Genomic DNA, 16284 nt, shown 5'->3' with positions numbered 1-16284 from the left:
AGCGCGCTGGCCGGGGAGGCACGACTCCGGCCCGTCTTTGGCCTGTCGCTGGGACTGAGTGCCCGCGAGCGGCTGCGGCCGGCCTCACCCTGGGAAACCCTCAGGCCCGCCGAAAGCGGGCCTGAGGGGGACTTGGCGGGCCGTCAGTTCAGTTGCGTAAGGCCCGTCGGCGCCCACGGCTCGCTGTCCGGGTAGGTCATCTGCGCGACGCTGGCGAGCACACTCGGGTCGGCGTCGGTGAGTGTGAGGTTCGACAGGAACAGCGACCTCGCGGCGCTCGGCGTTCCGCCCTCGGTTGGCACCAGCGTCGCGTACGCGGCTCCGTTCGGCGCCCGAAAGTTGCTGACCTGCTGGGTCCACGTGGCCGCCACCAGGGAGACCGTATGGCTGGACGTCGTGAGGTAGGCCTGGCCGGAGTCGAACCAGTTCACGCTCAGCGACACGTTCGACCAGCCGGGGGGCGAGTAGAGCCAGCCCTGAGCCTCGTACCACTGACCGGGCGTCACGCGGATGAGCTCCGACGAGGCGTACACCGTGGCTGAGGTGCCGTTCGGCGTGAGGAGGCCCGACTCGGTGAGGCCGCCGTGAACCTGCGCGTTCGACTGGGTGAGCGTGCAGTTCGTCGCCACCCACGGTGAGGTGCTGGTGACGAACGTCGGGTTCGAGTTCAGCGGGTCGTTGGGCGAGAGGATCCCCTCGCAGTAGCCAACCAGTCGGCCGTGCCAGTCGTTGACGAACGTGGAGCTGGCCGCCGCGAGGTTGGAGCTGTCCGGGTCCTGCCACAGGTGAAGCGGCTGGCCCCCGTTCGGGGTGTTGTCGTACACCGAGATCAGGACCGACCGAGACGCGTCGGCGGACCAGGCGCCGCTGGAGCCCACCGCCCGGTACTCGAAGTTGCTTGTGAGACCACCGACGCCCGCGCCGAACTGGAGGTAGTCGACCAAGGGCACCTGGCTTGGGGACGGGTGCAGCACTACGTGATAGGTCGCCCCGTTGGTGAGGCCGGTCGCGGGCAGCGGCACCGACACGAGCGGGACGGGTACGAAGGTGTAGTAGACGTACGTGCCGTCGTTGAGGATGCGCACCAGGTTGCAGGTCTCGTCATCCTCCGTGAACAGGCTGGCACGGTAGATCTCTTCGCTCAGGGTGGCCTCATTGGTGAGGAACCACTGTCCGGGGCCGTCGTCAGCGGTCACCGGCAAGACCTGTATGTTCCCCGAGAACGTCGTGCTGGCCGCGTTGGTGGTGCCACCAACGATGAATAGGGCGTCGTCGGTGGTCGAGAGAGCCCAGTTCGCCCCCACGCCGGTCCACACTGGGGTTGGCAGGCTTGGTCCGGCGTTCCAGCCGTCGATCGATCCGTCGGCTTTAACCCTGGCGTAGTACGTGTTGCCCGTCATGGTGCTGTTGCTCAGGACGCCACCGGTGACGACCAGCCAGCCGTTGATGACGGCAGAGAACATGAAGTGCTCGGCTTGCGGCAGGTCCGGACCGGTCAGCCACGTTGAGCCGAGCTGCCCGTTGTTGACCGTGTTGTAGTAGACGGTGCTCACGGCTCCCGAGGAGAAACCGTCGGTGCTGCCACCGATGACGTACACCACGTCGACGTCGTCACCGATGGGCCAGGTAGCCGCGCCTGAGTGGCTGAGGGCCACCGGCAGCGCCGTCTGAGCGCTCCAGCTGCCAACGGTCCCGGTGTTCGGGTCCCAGCTCGCCGCCCAGGAGTTGCTGAGAAGGCCCGACGCCACGGCGGTCTGCCCACCGGCGACAACGATGCTGGACGAGGTGACCGCGCAAGCCGCGCGAAAGCACGCGAGGGGCAATGAAGGCTGAGGAGTCGGGGCACCGAGGAGCCCATCGCCCAGGAACTGAGTGCTCGTGACACCCGCCGTGGCCGCGCTCGCCGTCGTGTCGTAGCCGCCGATGAGAACGAAGTACTGGCCGCTGGTCAGGATGCCGCTGGCAACCGGGGCACCGTTCGGGCTGCCCGCCGGGCTCGCCCACGTTCCCGTGCCGGTCGCGGTGTACAGCAAGGTCCCGTTGTCCACGGTGACGAGCGGGCCGCCAGCGGACAAACCGAGGGACGAGGTGAGGTTGGCCAGCGTGCTGGCAGGCATGACGGTCTGGGCCAGCGGGGCGGACAGGTCGGGGGCACCCGCGGCGTCGGGGCACAGGCTGACCGTGAGGTCTGAGCCAGCCCCCTGGACCAGGACCGGGACGGTGACCCGTCCGACCGCCGTGCCCGACAGCACGAAGGGCTGGTCGAGGTCGTTAGGGGCCGCGCTGTCCGTCCAGCTGAACGTGGCGCCGTTCGGCGTGAGGATCTGCGACCCCGGATAGACGACCTGGGTGTAGGGGGTGCTCAAAGGCTGGTTCAGTTCGTTGGCGTGGTTGACCGCATCGCGGTTGCCCGGAAACCCGTTCCGCGCCGCCTGCTGGCGGGGGTTGAACACCATCTCAGTCCTCCAGCAGCGCTTCGAGCTCGTCCGTGACGCGCGGCAACTCATCTGCCTCCGCCGCCAGTTGGAGGCGCTTCCGGAGCGCCTGCGCCTGGAGCAGGGTGGTCTTGGCGTTCGCCTGCTTCGCCTTGAGCATGGAGAGGGTCTCCCGCGCGGCCTGCAAGTTGGTCCGGTTCGCGCGCATCTCGATCGCGGCCAGGAGGGCGGCGACCTGGCGGTCGACGTCGCTGCTGAACGTCACGGAGTCGGGGCCGCCGCCGAGGACGGCACGCGCGCTCACGTCGGCCATCGAGAACTGCCGGGCGGCGTTGGCGAGGTTCCGCTCAGCCTCCTCGATCTGCCTCTCGAACTCCCGAACGTCGAACTCGGCACCCAGGGCCCAGTTGTCGACCTGGACCAGGTGGCCGGCCAACCGGTCTCGGTGCGTGGAAAGGGGAGTGGTCATCGGTGGTCTCCTGGGGAGGGCGGCCGGTTGAACTGAGAGGCCGTTCCCGCCCCAACTCCCGGAGACGAGAGGATCTGGACGGGAACGGCGGCGCGTGGTCGTCATCCACGCCTCGCGGGCGGGGCGCAATGATGGCTCCGCCCGCGGGTGTTGCGGTTACCGCGACGGCACCTGGGCAACGTGCCAGGTCTGACCGGCAGGGTTCGGCCGGTGCGGGTGGCCCTTGGCGGGCATGTTCCGCTCGAAGGCGGCGTTGGCGCGTGCCTTGTCGTGCTGCTCGACGGCCTGAGCGCGAACGCGCTGGGTGAGCCCCGTTCGCTGGGCCGCGTCCTGAACGAGACCCGCGGTGATCGCCAGCGCCTCCTTGTCCATACCCTGGCCCCACATCAGGCGACGGAAGCCGTCGATCAACCCGGTGTAGGCGGAGGTGGGTGCCTTCGGCGGGTTCTTCGCCAGGGCGTAGGCCGTCTCCTCCGCGCTCGTCCGCTCCCTCACAAGCTGACGAGCGGCCACGAGCTGGCGCTCCAGGGACTCGCGGTGTGCCCTGGCGCCCTCCGCGTGGGCCCGGCGTCGGGCGGCGATGTCCGCGGCGGCACGAGCCCGCTGGAGAAGGTCGGTCTCCTCGGTGGCGCTGAGCCGGCCACGCTGACCGTCCCGCTCCGTCTCGGCGGCCTGGCGGTGGTTCTCGTCGGCCTCCCGCGCCCGGTCCTCGGCCTGACGCTCAGCCTGAACCGCCGCCTCGATGGCCTCAATGAGCCGTGCTTCCTCCTCGCGGGCCTCATCCCCCGGCCCGTCGGTCGCCCTCGCCGCCGCCCGCAGCTGAGCCTCGAACTCCAGCTGATCCGCTTGGTCCAGGAGCTCACCAGCCGCGAGCTGAAGCTGAAGCGCGTTCCGGCGAATCGCCGACGGACCAACGGCGTCGGTGACCTCCGGGTTGCTCATGAGCTGCGCGAGAAGCGGCTTGACCACGTCGTCAACGCCGCCTGCCATATCGCTGACGAACGCGTCCATCACCTGCCTGATGATCGTCTCATCGCTCATCGCTGGCCTCCGGTGTTGATCGGCGCGGCGTGGAATGGAACCTGCCCCGCGGCGTGAGTCTGCGGGAAGGTGCCGGTCGGCGCGCGTTGGTTCTGCTGCTGGACGGTCGCGGTGCCCGGCGCGAACGTGGGGCCAGCGGGGGCGGGTGTCCCGGTCGCCGAGAGGCTCGCCAAGTACTGAGGCATCTGGGCGTTGCGCTGCGCGGCGTAGACGTGACCAGCCAGCGCCTGCGTGATCGCGCCGTTTCCCTGAACGACCGGGTTGGCGTGCGGGGTTTGCGACGGAAAGAGGCCCTTGAAGGCGCCGTTCTCACTCTTGTCGTCCGCCTCCGTCTCGTCCGTCTCGACGGACTCAACGTCGTCGTCTGAGTCGCTGGCGGTGAGCAGGGGCGCGGTTCCGAGACGGGCCGGGACGAGACGCGTGCCGCCGTCGGCGTCCTCAACCTCGCGGTAGCGCTGGCCCTTCAAGGCCTCGGCCGCGGCGACCATGTTCCTGGCGTGCTGGGTGACCAGTCCGATCATGGCCGGTCCCATCCCTTCGTTGCGTGGTCGTACGCCTGCTGCCACGCGCGCTCACGCTCAGCGGGGTCGGCGCTGTTGGGGTCCCCGAGAAGAGACAAGTTGTCGACGGTGGTTGCCTGGGACTTGGCAACGAGGCCGTTGAACTGCCGCTGCCAGGCCGCCTCGCGGACGGCAGGGTCGGGGTCGCTGTCTGCGCTGTGGCCGAACCACAGCGGATCGGTAACCGGGGCGGGTGCGGGAAGGGGAACGCTCTTCGCCACGACGCCCGCGGCAATCGGAAGCGCGGTGCCGCACTCCACGCAGAAGTTGGCGCCGGGCTTGCCCTTTCCGCAGCCGTTCACGCAGTGGCGCATGGCGGTCTTGACCGCCTTCGTGACGGCTCGCTGACGCTTGGCCACGATGCCGGTGTTCTTGCTTCGCACTTGATCCCCTCTCGCCGCCAAACGGCGTGATCATGCTGAGGATTGACTGTCGGGTTCATCGCGAGACGCTCCATGTAACGGCCACCGGCCGCTCAGCCCTGGTTGGCACCGCCGCCCAGGTCCAGGAATCCGTAGCGATGGGGAGAGACTTCTTGACAACCGGGGTCCGCTTCGCGCCGCAGCTCGGGCACTGACGGGATCGACTGGTCTTGCTACTGCGGGTGCCACCGCAACCGCGTGGGCACTTGAGGCGGCTCATGCGGTCTCCCCCACCGGGTTCGACCCTTCGGCCTTCGTGATGACGGGCGTCAGTGCCCTCTGAACGCTCTCTGCCGTGATGCGAAGTGGTCGGCCGCGTCCCGCACCGCGGGGGCGGACGACCACCAACTGACCGTCCTTGCACATCCGATTGACGGTCGAAAGCGACAGGTGCAGGGCACCCGCTGCCTGTTCCCTCGTCATCAGATTTGTCATGTCCCGACCATATTTCGTCATGATCGAGAGTTCCACTGAACCTACTTGCGTGGCGACTGGCGACATGGTCGAGGATCACCAGTCACTTACGGATGAGTCACATTGCGGTCCAACAAGCGCACTCAACCGGGAAGCGGAAAACCCACGTAAAACGTCATCGACCCAACGACGACTCGCGTCGTGCGTCCGCTCGTGGATTCGACGGCCGTTGGCCTGAGAAGACCGCGGTGTCAGTGACGATCGCTACCCTGACGACGTGGTGACTGACGCGGCGATGCCATACGACGACCTGACCGACACGCAGTTCGAGGAGTTCTGCTTCGAGCTGATGAAGGAGCTCGGGTTCGTAAACGTCGACTGGCGCAAGGGCACGGGCTTGAACGCGAGCCCGTCGGACAACGGCCGGGACATCGTCGCCGAGCGCCAGGTCGAGGAGCTCGACGGCGCGGTTCACATGCAGCGCTGGTTCGTCGACTGCAAGAAGTACACAAAAGGCGTCCCGCCCGACAAGATCACCGGACTCCTCACGTGGGCCAGCGCGGAACGAGCGGACGTGGCGCTGATCATCGCCAGCAGCTTCCTCTCTAACCCGTGCAAGGAGTACCTAAAGGCGTACGAGCTCAACAACCGCCCGCCGTTCCGTGTGAAGTACTGGGAACGGCCGCAACTCGGCAAGCTGCTGGACGGCGTTCCCGAGTTTGTGGCCAGGTACGTCGACGCCCGGTCCCGCACAGAGGCGGAGATCGTCGCCGCTGAGGAGTACCGCACCAACAAGCTCTGGTACTCGCGCAAGCAGCTGCTTTATCACTTCATCGAGATTGGCCAGCGAGAACCGCTCGACCCGAAGACGGATCAGTTGATCAAAGACGCGATGCGCCAGACCGAGGAGCAGTACGCCGACGACCCCGACTTCATCATCCCCGAGGATGAGCAAGAGACGTGGAACGTCGCATACCTCCTCGGTGAGCTGTCGGCGCTCCGGTGGGTGCTTGGTGACGACTGGAACAACGGAGACAGCTGACGAGGTGATCTACCTAGACGGTGGAAGCCCGGTAAGCGAAGGCTTACCCGCTGCGTGTCACTCCGAGGCGAACGTCTTTAGACGTCTGGTCGTCTCGCGGCCTGATCAGCCTAAGGAGCTCCGACGTCGTGGCCTCGTTGAGACTCCCTAGGTCCAGGCCCGCCGCCTCAAACTCCGCTGCACCACTAATTACCAGGTGACACATGGAACATCTCAACCCGTTGGCCGTAAGCGCCTTGTAGCCGGGCTCAGAGTCCAGGCCCTGCATCGTCACTTCCGCCTGGCTGTCGCACGCCGGGCACCGCGCTCCTGTCCCGGCGAGAACAAGATTTTCCTCCGCCATGATCACCATGTTGAAGACGTTGCCCTGTGACTTCTGGAATCTCTCCCTGGCGTCATCCGGCAACCCCATGAAGCGCTCTTCAAAGACGTTTCGCGCCTTCTGGATACGCAGCCGCACGTCCCTCTCCAGTTCGGTACGCGCCTCGTCGAGAGCCAGTCTCACAGTCTCCACCCAGCGATCCCAGAACGAGGTGGTATCCACTCCCAGGTCCGCCAGAAGAAGCTCAACCGTCCTAACAAGGGTGGGCAAAAGTTCCCGGCCCTCGTCGCCTTGCGTGGCATGGGCGACACCATTCCGCAGCTCGATAAGGTCATCGAGCCCGCTGTCGCCAGGCAAAACATCCAGTTTCCGCAGGCGCGCGATAGCCTCGCCAGCCCCGACCGTGTGCACTCGGCTCACGCTCGGTTTGACGCCGGTGAGGTGGAACAGCGCGTCCACCTTTCCCCTCATCTCCAGGAGAAGGGCGGGAGACTTGGCCGCCAGCGCAGCCTTGGCGAGCCGTTCAACCGCCACGCCGCCGTGCAGCGCAAACAGTTCGTGGTCGGACCGGTCGTGAGCGGCCATGGCCAGGTGAGCGAACCGCCTCGCCCCGGCGAGAAGGTTCTCCACGGAAAGAGCGTCGTCCATGCGCAGGACGGTACGCCAACGCCCAAGCGCAGGCGAGCAATTACCACTCGCTCAAGATCGCCCCGAATCAAGCAACGTAGGTGGCTGGCACAAGCACGTGAATCCGTTGCCTCCACGGTGACGGCGCTCGCTGCTCGACGCGCCCACCACGGCAGGCAACCAGGTGTCAGATACCGCGAGACGACGGCTCGGCACGGCGGCGAGCGAGAGCGCGACGGACCCCCACCGTGATCGCCGCCCGGTGCTCAGGGGACTTTGGCCGGCCAGCATGGGCCAGGGCGATCCGCTGACGGGTGGCCGGGGAGACGGCGTGCCCCTGAAGAGCGACACTGACCCTGGCTCGGCGCTCGGCGCTCACCGTCCGGGCGACCGACCACCGCACTCGCTTCAGAACCGTCGGGTCTACGCCGGGGAGCCCGGCCAGGGGCTCATACGGCCGGAGGTTGAGCAGCCGCGCGGCGGTGTCGCGCCGAAGACGGCGGATCCACGCCACCTCAGCCGCCGCGGCTTGGGACGCGACCACGCGCGCCAGGACCTCAACCCGGGGCGGCGCGTCGAGGGAACGCAGCCAAGTCGCCACCGGGCGGTCGTCGTCTGGGTAGCGAACGACGTCCCGACGGTGGCTGCTCGCCCGTGCCCTCGCGTTCACGGACCGCCCCACGTACCGAACCGTGCCGTCGGCATCGAGCAGGGCGTAGATCTCGACCCGGGGCGCGGCGGGGGTCACGCGACGACCCCCGCGGGCCACTGGCCCGCACTGACCCGAGAACGGGGTCGAGTGACCCGCTCGGGCTGCGAGTCAGCAGGTCCAGGGGTATTTACCGGACTGTCCTTTCGGGACGGCGAGACAGGCACTCGTGCCCGCAGCTCCCGCCAGGTACGCGGCAGGGCACCGAGCGTGGCCAGGGTCTCCCACGCGTCCCGGTCACCGAGGCCAGCCGCCGCCAGGAGCAGGCTCATCGCCGCGGCCTCGTCGGGGCGCGTCGCCACGCTGAGGCTGGTGGAGCCCGCGAGCACCTGGCGACGGACGTGGTCGAGACCCTCGGCGCGGCGCGGGTACGCGGTGACCGGGAACGGCAGGGCTGTGATGAGCGGCAGGGCGGGCGGCGTTGGCGTCATCGGGGCCTCCGGTTGGGCGGATTGGCTGGCCGTTGCTGCGCGGGGCGGTCGCGGCGAACGCGGTACCGCTCGCCGTCGGGGTATGCGGCCAGATCCGTGGTGGCGTGGCCGTTCTCGTCGAGGGCGACCGTCCCGTTGGGGTCAGGAGTGGCGTCGACGAGCGTGAAGCGCCAGGCTGAGCCGTCGTAGCGGCGGGTCACCTTGATGATCGGGTCACCGCACCACCGGCAGGGCACGACGCGGGCCGGGCACTGGTGCGTGGTGTAGATCCCCGTCCCGGTGTTGCCGATGACCGCCTCGTCGTCGGCGGTGAGGTCCGCGTCTCCCACCGGCTCCGGCAGCGCCACCGCGTCCAGGTTGACGTACCGCCAGGTGACCGTGGAGCGCGCCGCGTGCACGGGGTACCGGTAGACCTGCAACCCGCACTCACGGTGTGTCTGGATGACGTCGCTGCTCACGAGTTGCGCCCCCGGCCGCTGGGACTCTCGCTCGCCCACTCGGCAAGCAGGCGGCGAGCGAGGCTTGCCCGCGTGCGGTTCTCCCGCTCCGCTTCAGCGTCGATGCGGTCACGAAGCTCAACCGGCACGTACGTTGTCAGCCGGACGAGAACGTGGCCCGCGCCGTCCGTGGTGTCCACCATCCCGCCCCCATTCGTCGAGTTCATGACAAGTCGATCTTAGCTTGATGGCCCACTCTGTACCACACTGCGACATTTATCGGTTTTCCGCGATGATCGTGGTCAGCGTCGCGGTCCCCGCACCCAGCGTCGTCGCGTTTCACGCGCTCCCGGGCGAGCGGCCACACGCGTCGCCTTCTTGGCCGCAGTCAGGAACCCGCGCCGCGCGACGTCGGCTTGGGCGAGGGCCTCGTTGTACGAGGTCCAGTCGGGCCAGTCCTCACTACCGGCCTTCGACCGCACGCTGTCTCGCACCACCCTCAGCGCATTGGTCAGCTGAACGGCGGCGGTGTCCACGTCCTCTGGACCGAGAAGCTCCACCCGCTCGATCGCCCTCCTCACGGCCTCGAAGATCTCGTAGGTGTCCTGGTAGATCGACTTCTCGCTCTCCAGCCACCCGTCACCCTCGAAGCGCTCGGCGCGGTAGTGCTCGCCCTCCCAGTTCTCGACCATCTCGTCGAACCGCTTCTGGCCGCCGTCCCAGGCCTCCAGGAGCGACGCATACGCCTCTTGGCGCTGCCCGCGCAGCCACTGGCCGTGCTCCACCGCTGCCTGGTCGCTGACGTTCCGCCGCCCCAAGAGGACACCGGCCAGCGCGCTGCCCGCGGCGATCAGAGCGACCACGACGTTCCCCGCCTGCTCTCCCATGCGGGACATGGTGCCGTGCGTGCCGGTCGGCGGCGAGAGTGTAGGGATCACCGGAGGAGGGAATCCACCGGGCGACGGAGACAGCGAGCCCAGGGGGACGCACATGTCGTATGTGGCGCTAACGCGTCACCGGCATGCCGAACCCGGTGACCGGCCACCCCAACGGGGCTGAAGCGAGCGACCTCCCGACAGCATGGGCATACCCACGACCACCGCTCGGCCAGTTCCACGCTCCTCGGCAAGACCGTGTGAGGCCCGTCGCAGGCCTCGCCCCATGCCTCCGGAAGGCCGACCTCCCGTGCTGCCCGACCTCTCAGCGGTCCCATCCTGGGCCGCGGCGTCCATCGTCATCCTCACCACCGTCACGACGACCGTCGTTGCCCTCGCGCGCGTCCTCGTCCGCACCCTCCCCCAGACCGCCCCGGCGCGGCTGGAGTGGTGGCGGGAGGTACTCCGCTACCGCCTCATGGTTCGCGAGCTCAAGGACGCCCGCAGGGCTAGGTGCCGCACCCTTAACGTCCGTATATCCAGTGGCGATACGGACGCTGCCCGTACAAAGGCGGGTCAGCGCAAAAGCGCCGATCCCTGAAGGACGCGGCGGCCGGCCTTAGTTGGCGGCCACGGTCAACCGAGGATTCGCACCCGGGGCGCCTCAGGCACGTCCAGGTCATACGGTACCTCCCACGGGGCGAAGTCGTCCCGGCGGCAGATAAGAACCAGTCGCATCGGCTTGTTCAGCCACTTGTCCCGCCATCGGGCCTCCCGGTCGTTGCCGTCCCACCAGAGGGGCGCCCGGGTCCGCTCCAGGGCACGAGGCTGGCCAGCGCCCACCCGCAACGGGAAGCCCGGCATCACCTGCCCGTTCGCGTCGGCTTCGTTCACGTGCGGCACGAACCGGTACGGGCCCCACACCTGCGCGGCCACCTGCTCTGACGTCGCAGCGCCAGGGAGCGTGGGGGTGTAGTCCATGTCGTCGCTCTGCTTGATCTCCACCTGGACCTCGTCCAGGTGGCTAAGGGGGAGCGGTCCGGCCAGGTGCACGTTGAGCGTCGCGCGGTCACCGTCACCCCGCTCGATCGTCACACGGAACTGCGGCGTGAGGTCGGCGTGCCAACGGTCGCGCTCGATGCGACCGACCGCGTCCGCCGTCGAGTTGGCGCGGTGCGCGGCGCGCCACGAACCCACGGCGGCGATGGCGCTGAAGACGGCCGTCGTCCCGCCAACGATGGCGGCCCAGGGTGTTCCCATGGCGCCGGAGCATAGCGGCAGTTAAGGCCCGACCCGTCACCGCTCAGCGAGTGAAGACGTACCAGACGGCCAACGCTACGGCGCCAGCGACCACGACGACGGCCGCGCAGGCGATCACCTTCCCGACGGGGAACGGATTCGGTGACCTGTCCGTCCCGGGCACATCCCCACGCCATTCGATCCCAGCGACATGAATGTAAGACGCCTCGCCCGTCTCCCAGATGACCTCGCCGTCCGAGTCGCGGCTGAGTCCGCGGTGAAGGTCTCCCGTCGCCAGGCGCCGCCACAGTCGCCCGGCAACGTCGGTAAACTCCACGACGCAGAGCACCGGGTCCGGCTCCTCGCGGTTGACCGGAAGCGCCTCCGTGACGGACGCACCGGGACTCAGAAGCCCGTTGAGCGCCGCAGGCGCAAGCGCCTGATCGCCGTAGCAAAGCACCACGCCGGTGAACGGCTGCATGCTGTCGTTCGTCGCGGTGAGCTCCCAGCCAGTGACCGACGGGTCGAGAGGTGACGGTTGCTTGCCGACCACCACGCGCAGCATGGACGCGTGCAGCGTCGCGTCCCGGCGTTCCGAGTCGAGTTCCCGCGCCCGAAGGGCCGTCTCACGGACGGCTAGTTCGCGCGCCTGCCACCGCTGGTGCCGGTGCTGGACATATGCGAGCACCAGTCCCCCAAGGCTGATCACAGCACCGATGATCCAGAACACGAGCTCCGCCACGACCGTCAACTGTGTGGCCTGGCGCGGAGGTTGTCCATCGAACAGCGTCGCCGAACGCGCCACGGCCAGGCGAGAGGCATCCGCTCAGGGAGGGCACTCCCAGAGGCAGGGGCCGCCCAGCTTGCCCTCATTGGTGGGCAGTCGATAACGAACCCGTCACTTACCGCCTCCTTGAGCGGCCAAGCGAGCGAAGGGGGACCGCCGGATCGGCATACTCCTGCTATGGCCGCACCCCCGGTGATCGCGAGAACTGCCCGCTACTTCAACACCCGTGTCGGACGGACCGAGCTCGACAAGCTGCTCCTGGTCGTCGGCGAGGGCGCACCCGCCGGGACGGTGACGGTCAAGTGCACGGTGGGCAGCGCCCAGCTCCAGGAGGACACGCTCGACGACCTCATAGCCACCCGCGCGGCCCTGCCGTACGTGTCCAACCGGACCCCGTGGACCGCGCTCACCCTCGACCGGGACGAGGGCGCGGCCAGGTTCGTCGGCGTCGAGTGCAAGGACGGCGTCGTGACGGTGACGGTGCGCTCGGTTGACCCGATCTGGACTCACGGCCAAATGCATCGGCTAGGCGAAATCCTGGAGGAGGCGCATGGCGTCACATTCCTTCCCCCGTACAAGCGCAGGCTGATTCAGCTGGGCGTCATGATGCTCATGCTCCTGGGAATTGGGGTCTTGAACGCGATGTCGCCGAAGCTTCAGAACGACTCCAGCTACGCCATCATGCAGGGCATGATTGCGGCGACCGGGGCCTTCATTCTCATGTGGCTACTGAGCCTTCGGCTCGGGCTCGGTGAGAGTCGACCGGTCCTCAACATCCTAGGTGACGTGCAGTGGGGCTCGACCTGGTCGCGCCTGTCCACCGGGGACCGCATCGCCATCGTCTCCGCTGCGTTCGCGGGACTGGCGGTCGTTGTTGCGGCGGTCGCACTGATCTGACGGCCCGCGTCGATGGGCCCACTCACCACCCCCTGGGGAAACGTGACGAACCGGTGGTGAACGCCACCGTCTCACCCCTACGCTCGGCGGATGGACTGGGTGCATGGCGCCTTGTGGGGCGCGTTCGGGGGCTTCGCCATCGAGGCCGTGGACTACATGATCGCGGTGAGACGCTGGCGCAAGCTGCCGTGGAAGGTGGGTGCCCCCAGCCTGAACGACCCCAAGGCGACGCCCGCACCGCAGGGTGGAGCTGGGGGAGCTACCCAAGCCGGTGACGACCCAGTACCCGGCATGGTGGCGTACCTCATCGCCGGGGGACTGCGGGTGGCGGTGGGCCTGGGCGGCGCCGCCGCACTCACCGCGTCCAGCGGGGATGCGATGACGCCCTGGCTAGCGATGATCGCAGGCGCCGGGGTGCCCTACGTCCTTGAGAAGGTCACACTGTTCGTGCCGTTCCTCGGCGGGGTGGCGCGGGAAGGCTTCAAGGTGATGCAGGGTCAAGGCGCCGCTGAGATTCAGATACCGAGGCAGTCAGCGGCGTCGCCGCCCGGCGTCGCCCCGGAGCCAAACCCGCAGGAAGGGAGCTGAGCGGCATGGCGACCTCACTCGCCCGGCAGGTCCTCGCGGTGTACACGCGGCAAACGCCGGCCTTCCAGCCTCGCTCAGCGCGCGAGGTCACGAGCTGGGCTACGGCGATCGAACGGCGGCTGAGGCGTCGTCGGGAGCGGGCCACGGAACGAGTCGCGCCTATGTTGGTGCGCAAGATGGGCGGTCGTGCTGCCGGTGTTGGGCGAAAGCCCACCTCGACGCGCGGCGTTGACGGTGTTCTCGTTGCCACGGCCCTACTCGGGACACTTCTCACCCTCGGCTTCGCCGTACTGCTGCTGACAACGGCCATGGGACGTCTCGGCCTTGATCAATCCATCCCACACGCACTCCCACTGCTCGTCTTCGGGGTGACCGGAGGTACGGCCTACTTGACGGGACTCGTGGTCTTCTGGCGCCATCGGCGCGCCAGCTCGGCCCCACCCACGAGCGTGCGCAGCGACTCACAAAGGAGTCCCACAGCGCGCTTTCACAGAACAGTCAGGAATGACAGGCACAGCGGTGCCGTAATCCAGGGTGGAGACATAGAGGTCACCGCGACCGCAGAGAGTGAGAACGACTGAGCCGAGGCTGCCCCAAGTGGTCACGGACCCGGCGGCCGACTGGGCACGGTAGCAGGGCGGCGCTACGGTGGCGCCCTCACCCCTGGGGGACCCATGCCCGTCAGACCCGCGGCGCTCGCCGCCACCCTCACCTGCCTGCTCGCCACGGTGGGCTGCGGCGCCAGTGGCCTCACCGGGGGCGGCGGCCCCGAGCTGCCGCACACGCTCGTTGGCTCGGACTACAACTCCGTCACCATGCTGGAGACCGACTCGTCGGGGAAGACGGTCACCGGCACGCTCGACACCAGCGAGGCGGACGGCGCGAACGTCACGCACCAGCACGGACGGGTGAGCGGGACGGTCAGCGGCGAGCGCGTGACGCTGACCGTCGACTTCGAGGTCGGCGGCACCGCCCTCAAGGGCACGTTGAGCGGGAGCACGCTCACGCTCCAGGCGCCTCAGCCGGACGGCCAGATCGAGGACTACGTCCTCAAGCCGCACGACGTCGCCTACTACAACCAGCTCGTGCAGGAGCTTCAGGACAACGCGACGCCGTCCCCGCTGCCGTCCTTGTCGCTCGACTTCGGCCAGGGGTGAGCCTTGCCGGGGTCAAGCCAGTCACCGCCCACATCGGCGCGCTCGTCGCCCGAGAGATCCAGGTCGGCGTCAACGAAGCGGATCTCATGGCCGCTGGACGTTGGGAGGTTCGTCGGCCGCGGACACGCCACCCAAATCGCGTGGCTCACCGACCGGCCCGGCGAGACACCGAGCGGGCCAGCCGTCGGCCGCAGCTCGGCGAGACTGAGGGTCTCGTCGGCGAGGACCACCCACACACCGGGGTCCGGTAAGCCTGTCTCCCACCCGTTCCACGTCACGCGGGCCAGGGTAGATGAGTCGGGGCGCCGGAGGGATGAGACCACCCGAGAGCGCGTGTGAGCGGCAAAGGTTCACACGCGTAGACCGAACTGGAACTAAAATTCCGCAATTCGGAACTGCTGCTCGCGCCCCTCTCGATCCCTCTCGCCGCACAGGTGACCTGGACCAGGACAAACGAACGCGAGCTGCCGAGCGGCCCACGAGCGACCCGAGCGGGCCTGACGAGCGGTCACCAGGATTGGCCGGCCAGGAGCGCAGCGAGTGAGTGGCGCAAGGTCGACGGTGAGCGTGATGGTCGAGCGTCGACCGCCACGAAGACGGCCGCGGGTACGACTAACGATTGTCGAGGTTGTCCCGCATGACTGCCCTGAGGTTGCGGTGCGCCTCTTCGCACGCCAACTCCGCTCCCCGATGCTCCAGGGAGCCAACGGCAGTTCCCTCGGCAACTCGGTTTCGCAACCGGCGCATGCAGTGGAACGCATGCCCTGCCGCCTCACCAACTCCTTCCGGAGCCGTGATGCGCATCCTCTCCAGAGCAACTGGCAGGTTGCTGGACCGAAACGCTTCCCGGGCTGCCGTGGTTCGGGGGAGATCGGTAAGCAGATCTCCCAGTGCCACGGCCCGCAGTTGTTCGCCCGCATCGTGCAGTGCTAGAAGGTACTGGCTGTACAACTCCCGTCGCGCCTCCGAAGCCTGACGTCGTTCCTCCCGACGCCATCGACCGCGGTCCGCGATCGTGGTTGCTCCCACACCAACGAGAGCACCCATGAACGTAGTGACGACCGGACTCCAGTCCATAGGCATCATCTTCGCGCTACGGAGCGCAAGCGTTACCCCTGTCGCGACCTGAGCAACGTGGATCACGCCCGCTGCCCGCGCCCTTGATGAAGGCGTTCAGCGTGAACACCCTGGCAACGATCTTCCGCATGGCCAGGGTCACTTGAAGTGATACGAGCCATGCCCAGGGGCGTCGCCTCGACGGATCCCCCACCGGGCCCGACGCCGTGTCACCTGTACGGACACGGACCGTACCGAGGGGTCGGCCCTCGTTGCCTACCCCTCCGGGTTACTCGAACTAACCAGGGGGCGCAGCGCGGGCGTTGGGACGAAGACCGCCATGACGGCGGTGACGAGTGGCTTCCGCCAGGGGGACGGCTACTCGGCCGACCGCTGGAACTCGGTGTAACCAGTGGGGGGTGAGGACCGCGGGTACCTCGGTACCTCCGGGTACCTTCGTTGCTATTACAAGCTAGGAGGCGAAGTGCAAAGGCATGAATGCACTCTCTCTTGTATGCGGATAGATGCAGAGAAGGTACCTGAAGGTACTTCCAAGTCCTTAGACGGTCTGTCTCCGAGAAAATCACCAGGTCAGAAACTCGTGGACCGTCTCTCTCGCTCGGTACCTTCGTCCGAGAGAAGGTACTCCAAAGGTACCGAGAAGGTACCTTCGCCGACGGCTCTCGCCGTCGCTGACGCAACTTCGCTGTGACGGACCGCCACCGCCACCCCACTGGGTACCTTCGTCAGATTTTCGGGCAGCCGAAGGTACCTTC

20 protein-coding genes are annotated in these 16284 nt (G+C 67.8%); 5 read left to right on the top strand and 15 right to left on the bottom strand.

Going from position 1 to position 16284, the window contains the following annotated elements; genetic code table 11:
* Nucleotides 1-143 precede the first annotated feature (143 nt).
* The 6 genes from OO70_RS12230 to OO70_RS53710 form a co-directional block, all read right to left on the bottom strand.
* A complete protein-coding gene (locus OO70_RS12230; protein WP_043668335.1) occupies nucleotides 144-2456 on the bottom strand; it encodes a Kelch repeat-containing protein in 2313 nt (770 codons plus the stop codon).
* Between the two features lies 1 nt (nucleotide 2457).
* Nucleotides 2458-2904 carry a hypothetical protein gene (locus tag OO70_RS12225; RefSeq protein WP_043668332.1) on the bottom strand — a complete coding sequence of 149 codons (447 nt, stop codon included), beginning with the start codon at nucleotides 2902-2904 and terminating at the stop codon, nucleotides 2458-2460.
* Nucleotides 2905-3060: 156 nt separating this feature from the next.
* The gene (locus OO70_RS12220; protein ID WP_043668330.1) at nucleotides 3061-3945 is read right to left on the bottom strand and encodes a hypothetical protein; all 885 of its coding nucleotides are present in this window, start codon (nucleotides 3943-3945) and stop codon (nucleotides 3061-3063) included.
* Nucleotides 3942-4466, bottom strand: coding sequence for a hypothetical protein (locus OO70_RS12215; protein WP_158711454.1), 525 nt, complete (start codon nucleotides 4464-4466; stop codon nucleotides 3942-3944). Before OO70_RS12215 ends, OO70_RS12220 begins: the two co-directional genes overlap by 4 nt.
* Nucleotides 4463-4888 carry a hypothetical protein gene (locus OO70_RS12210; RefSeq protein WP_043668324.1) on the bottom strand — a complete coding sequence of 142 codons (426 nt, stop codon included), beginning with the start codon at nucleotides 4886-4888 and terminating at the stop codon, nucleotides 4463-4465. Before OO70_RS12210 ends, OO70_RS12215 begins: the two co-directional genes overlap by 4 nt.
* Nucleotides 4889-5143: 255 nt before the next feature.
* The gene (locus OO70_RS53710; RefSeq protein ID WP_158711453.1) at nucleotides 5144-5398 is read right to left on the bottom strand and encodes a helix-turn-helix domain-containing protein; all 255 of its coding nucleotides are present in this window, start codon (nucleotides 5396-5398) and stop codon (nucleotides 5144-5146) included.
* 220 nt (nucleotides 5399-5618) lie between these two features.
* Between OO70_RS53710 and OO70_RS12205 the strand changes: the two genes are divergently transcribed.
* Nucleotides 5619-6383: a restriction endonuclease gene (locus OO70_RS12205; protein ID WP_234336830.1), complete on the top strand. Its 765-nt coding sequence runs from the start codon at nucleotides 5619-5621 to the stop codon at nucleotides 6381-6383.
* Nucleotides 6384-6426: 43 nt separating this feature from the next.
* Here the strand turns inward: OO70_RS12205 and OO70_RS12200 are convergent, their stop codons facing one another.
* The 6 genes from OO70_RS12200 to OO70_RS12175 form a co-directional block, all read right to left on the bottom strand.
* Nucleotides 6427-7353, bottom strand: a complete 927-nt coding sequence (locus OO70_RS12200; protein ID WP_051741129.1) for a hypothetical protein — start codon at nucleotides 7351-7353, stop codon at nucleotides 6427-6429.
* Between the two features lie 166 nt (nucleotides 7354-7519).
* A complete protein-coding gene (locus OO70_RS12195) occupies nucleotides 7520-8080 on the bottom strand; it encodes a GIY-YIG nuclease family protein (protein WP_158711452.1) in 561 nt (186 codons plus the stop codon).
* Nucleotides 8077-8472 (bottom strand): hypothetical protein, encoded by a 396-nt coding sequence (locus tag OO70_RS12190; protein ID WP_043668315.1) that lies wholly within the window; start codon nucleotides 8470-8472, stop codon nucleotides 8077-8079. The genes OO70_RS12195 and OO70_RS12190 overlap by 4 nt, the downstream gene beginning before the upstream one ends.
* On the bottom strand, nucleotides 8469-8930 hold the full coding sequence (locus OO70_RS12185) for a hypothetical protein (RefSeq protein WP_043668312.1): 462 nt from the start codon (nucleotides 8928-8930) through the stop codon (nucleotides 8469-8471). The genes OO70_RS12190 and OO70_RS12185 overlap by 4 nt, the downstream gene beginning before the upstream one ends.
* A complete protein-coding gene (locus tag OO70_RS12180; RefSeq protein ID WP_158711451.1) occupies nucleotides 8927-9136 on the bottom strand; it encodes a hypothetical protein in 210 nt (69 codons plus the stop codon). The genes OO70_RS12185 and OO70_RS12180 overlap by 4 nt, the downstream gene beginning before the upstream one ends.
* 75 nt (nucleotides 9137-9211) lie before the next feature.
* Complete coding sequence (locus OO70_RS12175; RefSeq protein ID WP_158711450.1) at nucleotides 9212-9796, bottom strand: hypothetical protein; 585 nt, start codon at nucleotides 9794-9796, stop codon at nucleotides 9212-9214.
* A 298-nt stretch (nucleotides 9797-10094) separates the two neighbouring features.
* Here OO70_RS12175 and OO70_RS12170 point away from each other — a divergent pair, with 298 nt between their 5' ends.
* Nucleotides 10095-10385 (top strand): hypothetical protein, encoded by a 291-nt coding sequence (locus OO70_RS12170; protein ID WP_043668303.1) that lies wholly within the window; start codon nucleotides 10095-10097, stop codon nucleotides 10383-10385.
* 35 nt (nucleotides 10386-10420) lie between these two features.
* Here the strand turns inward: OO70_RS12170 and OO70_RS12165 are convergent, their stop codons facing one another.
* The gene (locus OO70_RS12165) at nucleotides 10421-11044 is read right to left on the bottom strand and encodes a hypothetical protein (RefSeq protein WP_043668300.1); all 624 of its coding nucleotides are present in this window, start codon (nucleotides 11042-11044) and stop codon (nucleotides 10421-10423) included.
* A 43-nt stretch (nucleotides 11045-11087) separates the two neighbouring features.
* Nucleotides 11088-11765, bottom strand: coding sequence for a hypothetical protein (locus OO70_RS12160; protein WP_043668296.1), 678 nt, complete (start codon nucleotides 11763-11765; stop codon nucleotides 11088-11090).
* Between the two features lie 222 nt (nucleotides 11766-11987).
* Here OO70_RS12160 and OO70_RS12155 point away from each other — a divergent pair, with 222 nt between their 5' ends.
* The 3 genes from OO70_RS12155 to OO70_RS12145 all read left to right on the top strand — a co-directional run bounded on the left by OO70_RS12155 (nucleotide 11988) and on the right by OO70_RS12145 (nucleotide 14452).
* Nucleotides 11988-12707, top strand: a complete 720-nt coding sequence (locus tag OO70_RS12155) for a hypothetical protein (RefSeq protein WP_043668292.1) — start codon at nucleotides 11988-11990, stop codon at nucleotides 12705-12707.
* 90 nt (nucleotides 12708-12797) lie between these two features.
* On the top strand, nucleotides 12798-13295 hold the full coding sequence (locus OO70_RS12150) for a hypothetical protein (RefSeq protein WP_043668290.1): 498 nt from the start codon (nucleotides 12798-12800) through the stop codon (nucleotides 13293-13295).
* A gap of 674 nt (nucleotides 13296-13969) precedes the next feature.
* A complete protein-coding gene (locus OO70_RS12145; protein WP_043668287.1) occupies nucleotides 13970-14452 on the top strand; it encodes a hypothetical protein in 483 nt (160 codons plus the stop codon).
* On the opposite strand, the gene OO70_RS54520 is transcribed toward OO70_RS12145, so the two are convergent.
* The gene (locus OO70_RS54520) at nucleotides 14392-14730 is read right to left on the bottom strand and encodes a hypothetical protein (protein WP_158711449.1); all 339 of its coding nucleotides are present in this window, start codon (nucleotides 14728-14730) and stop codon (nucleotides 14392-14394) included. The two genes, OO70_RS12145 and OO70_RS54520, sit on opposite strands and share 61 nt — an antisense overlap.
* Nucleotides 14731-16284: the final 1554 nt, after the last annotated feature.

The sequence above is a fragment of the Streptomyces xylophagus genome, assembly GCF_000716435.1.
GTDB classification, from domain to species: Bacteria; Actinomycetota; Actinomycetes; order Streptomycetales; family Streptomycetaceae; genus Streptomyces; species Streptomyces xylophagus.
This window is presented reverse-complemented; position numbering and strand designations above follow the sequence as displayed.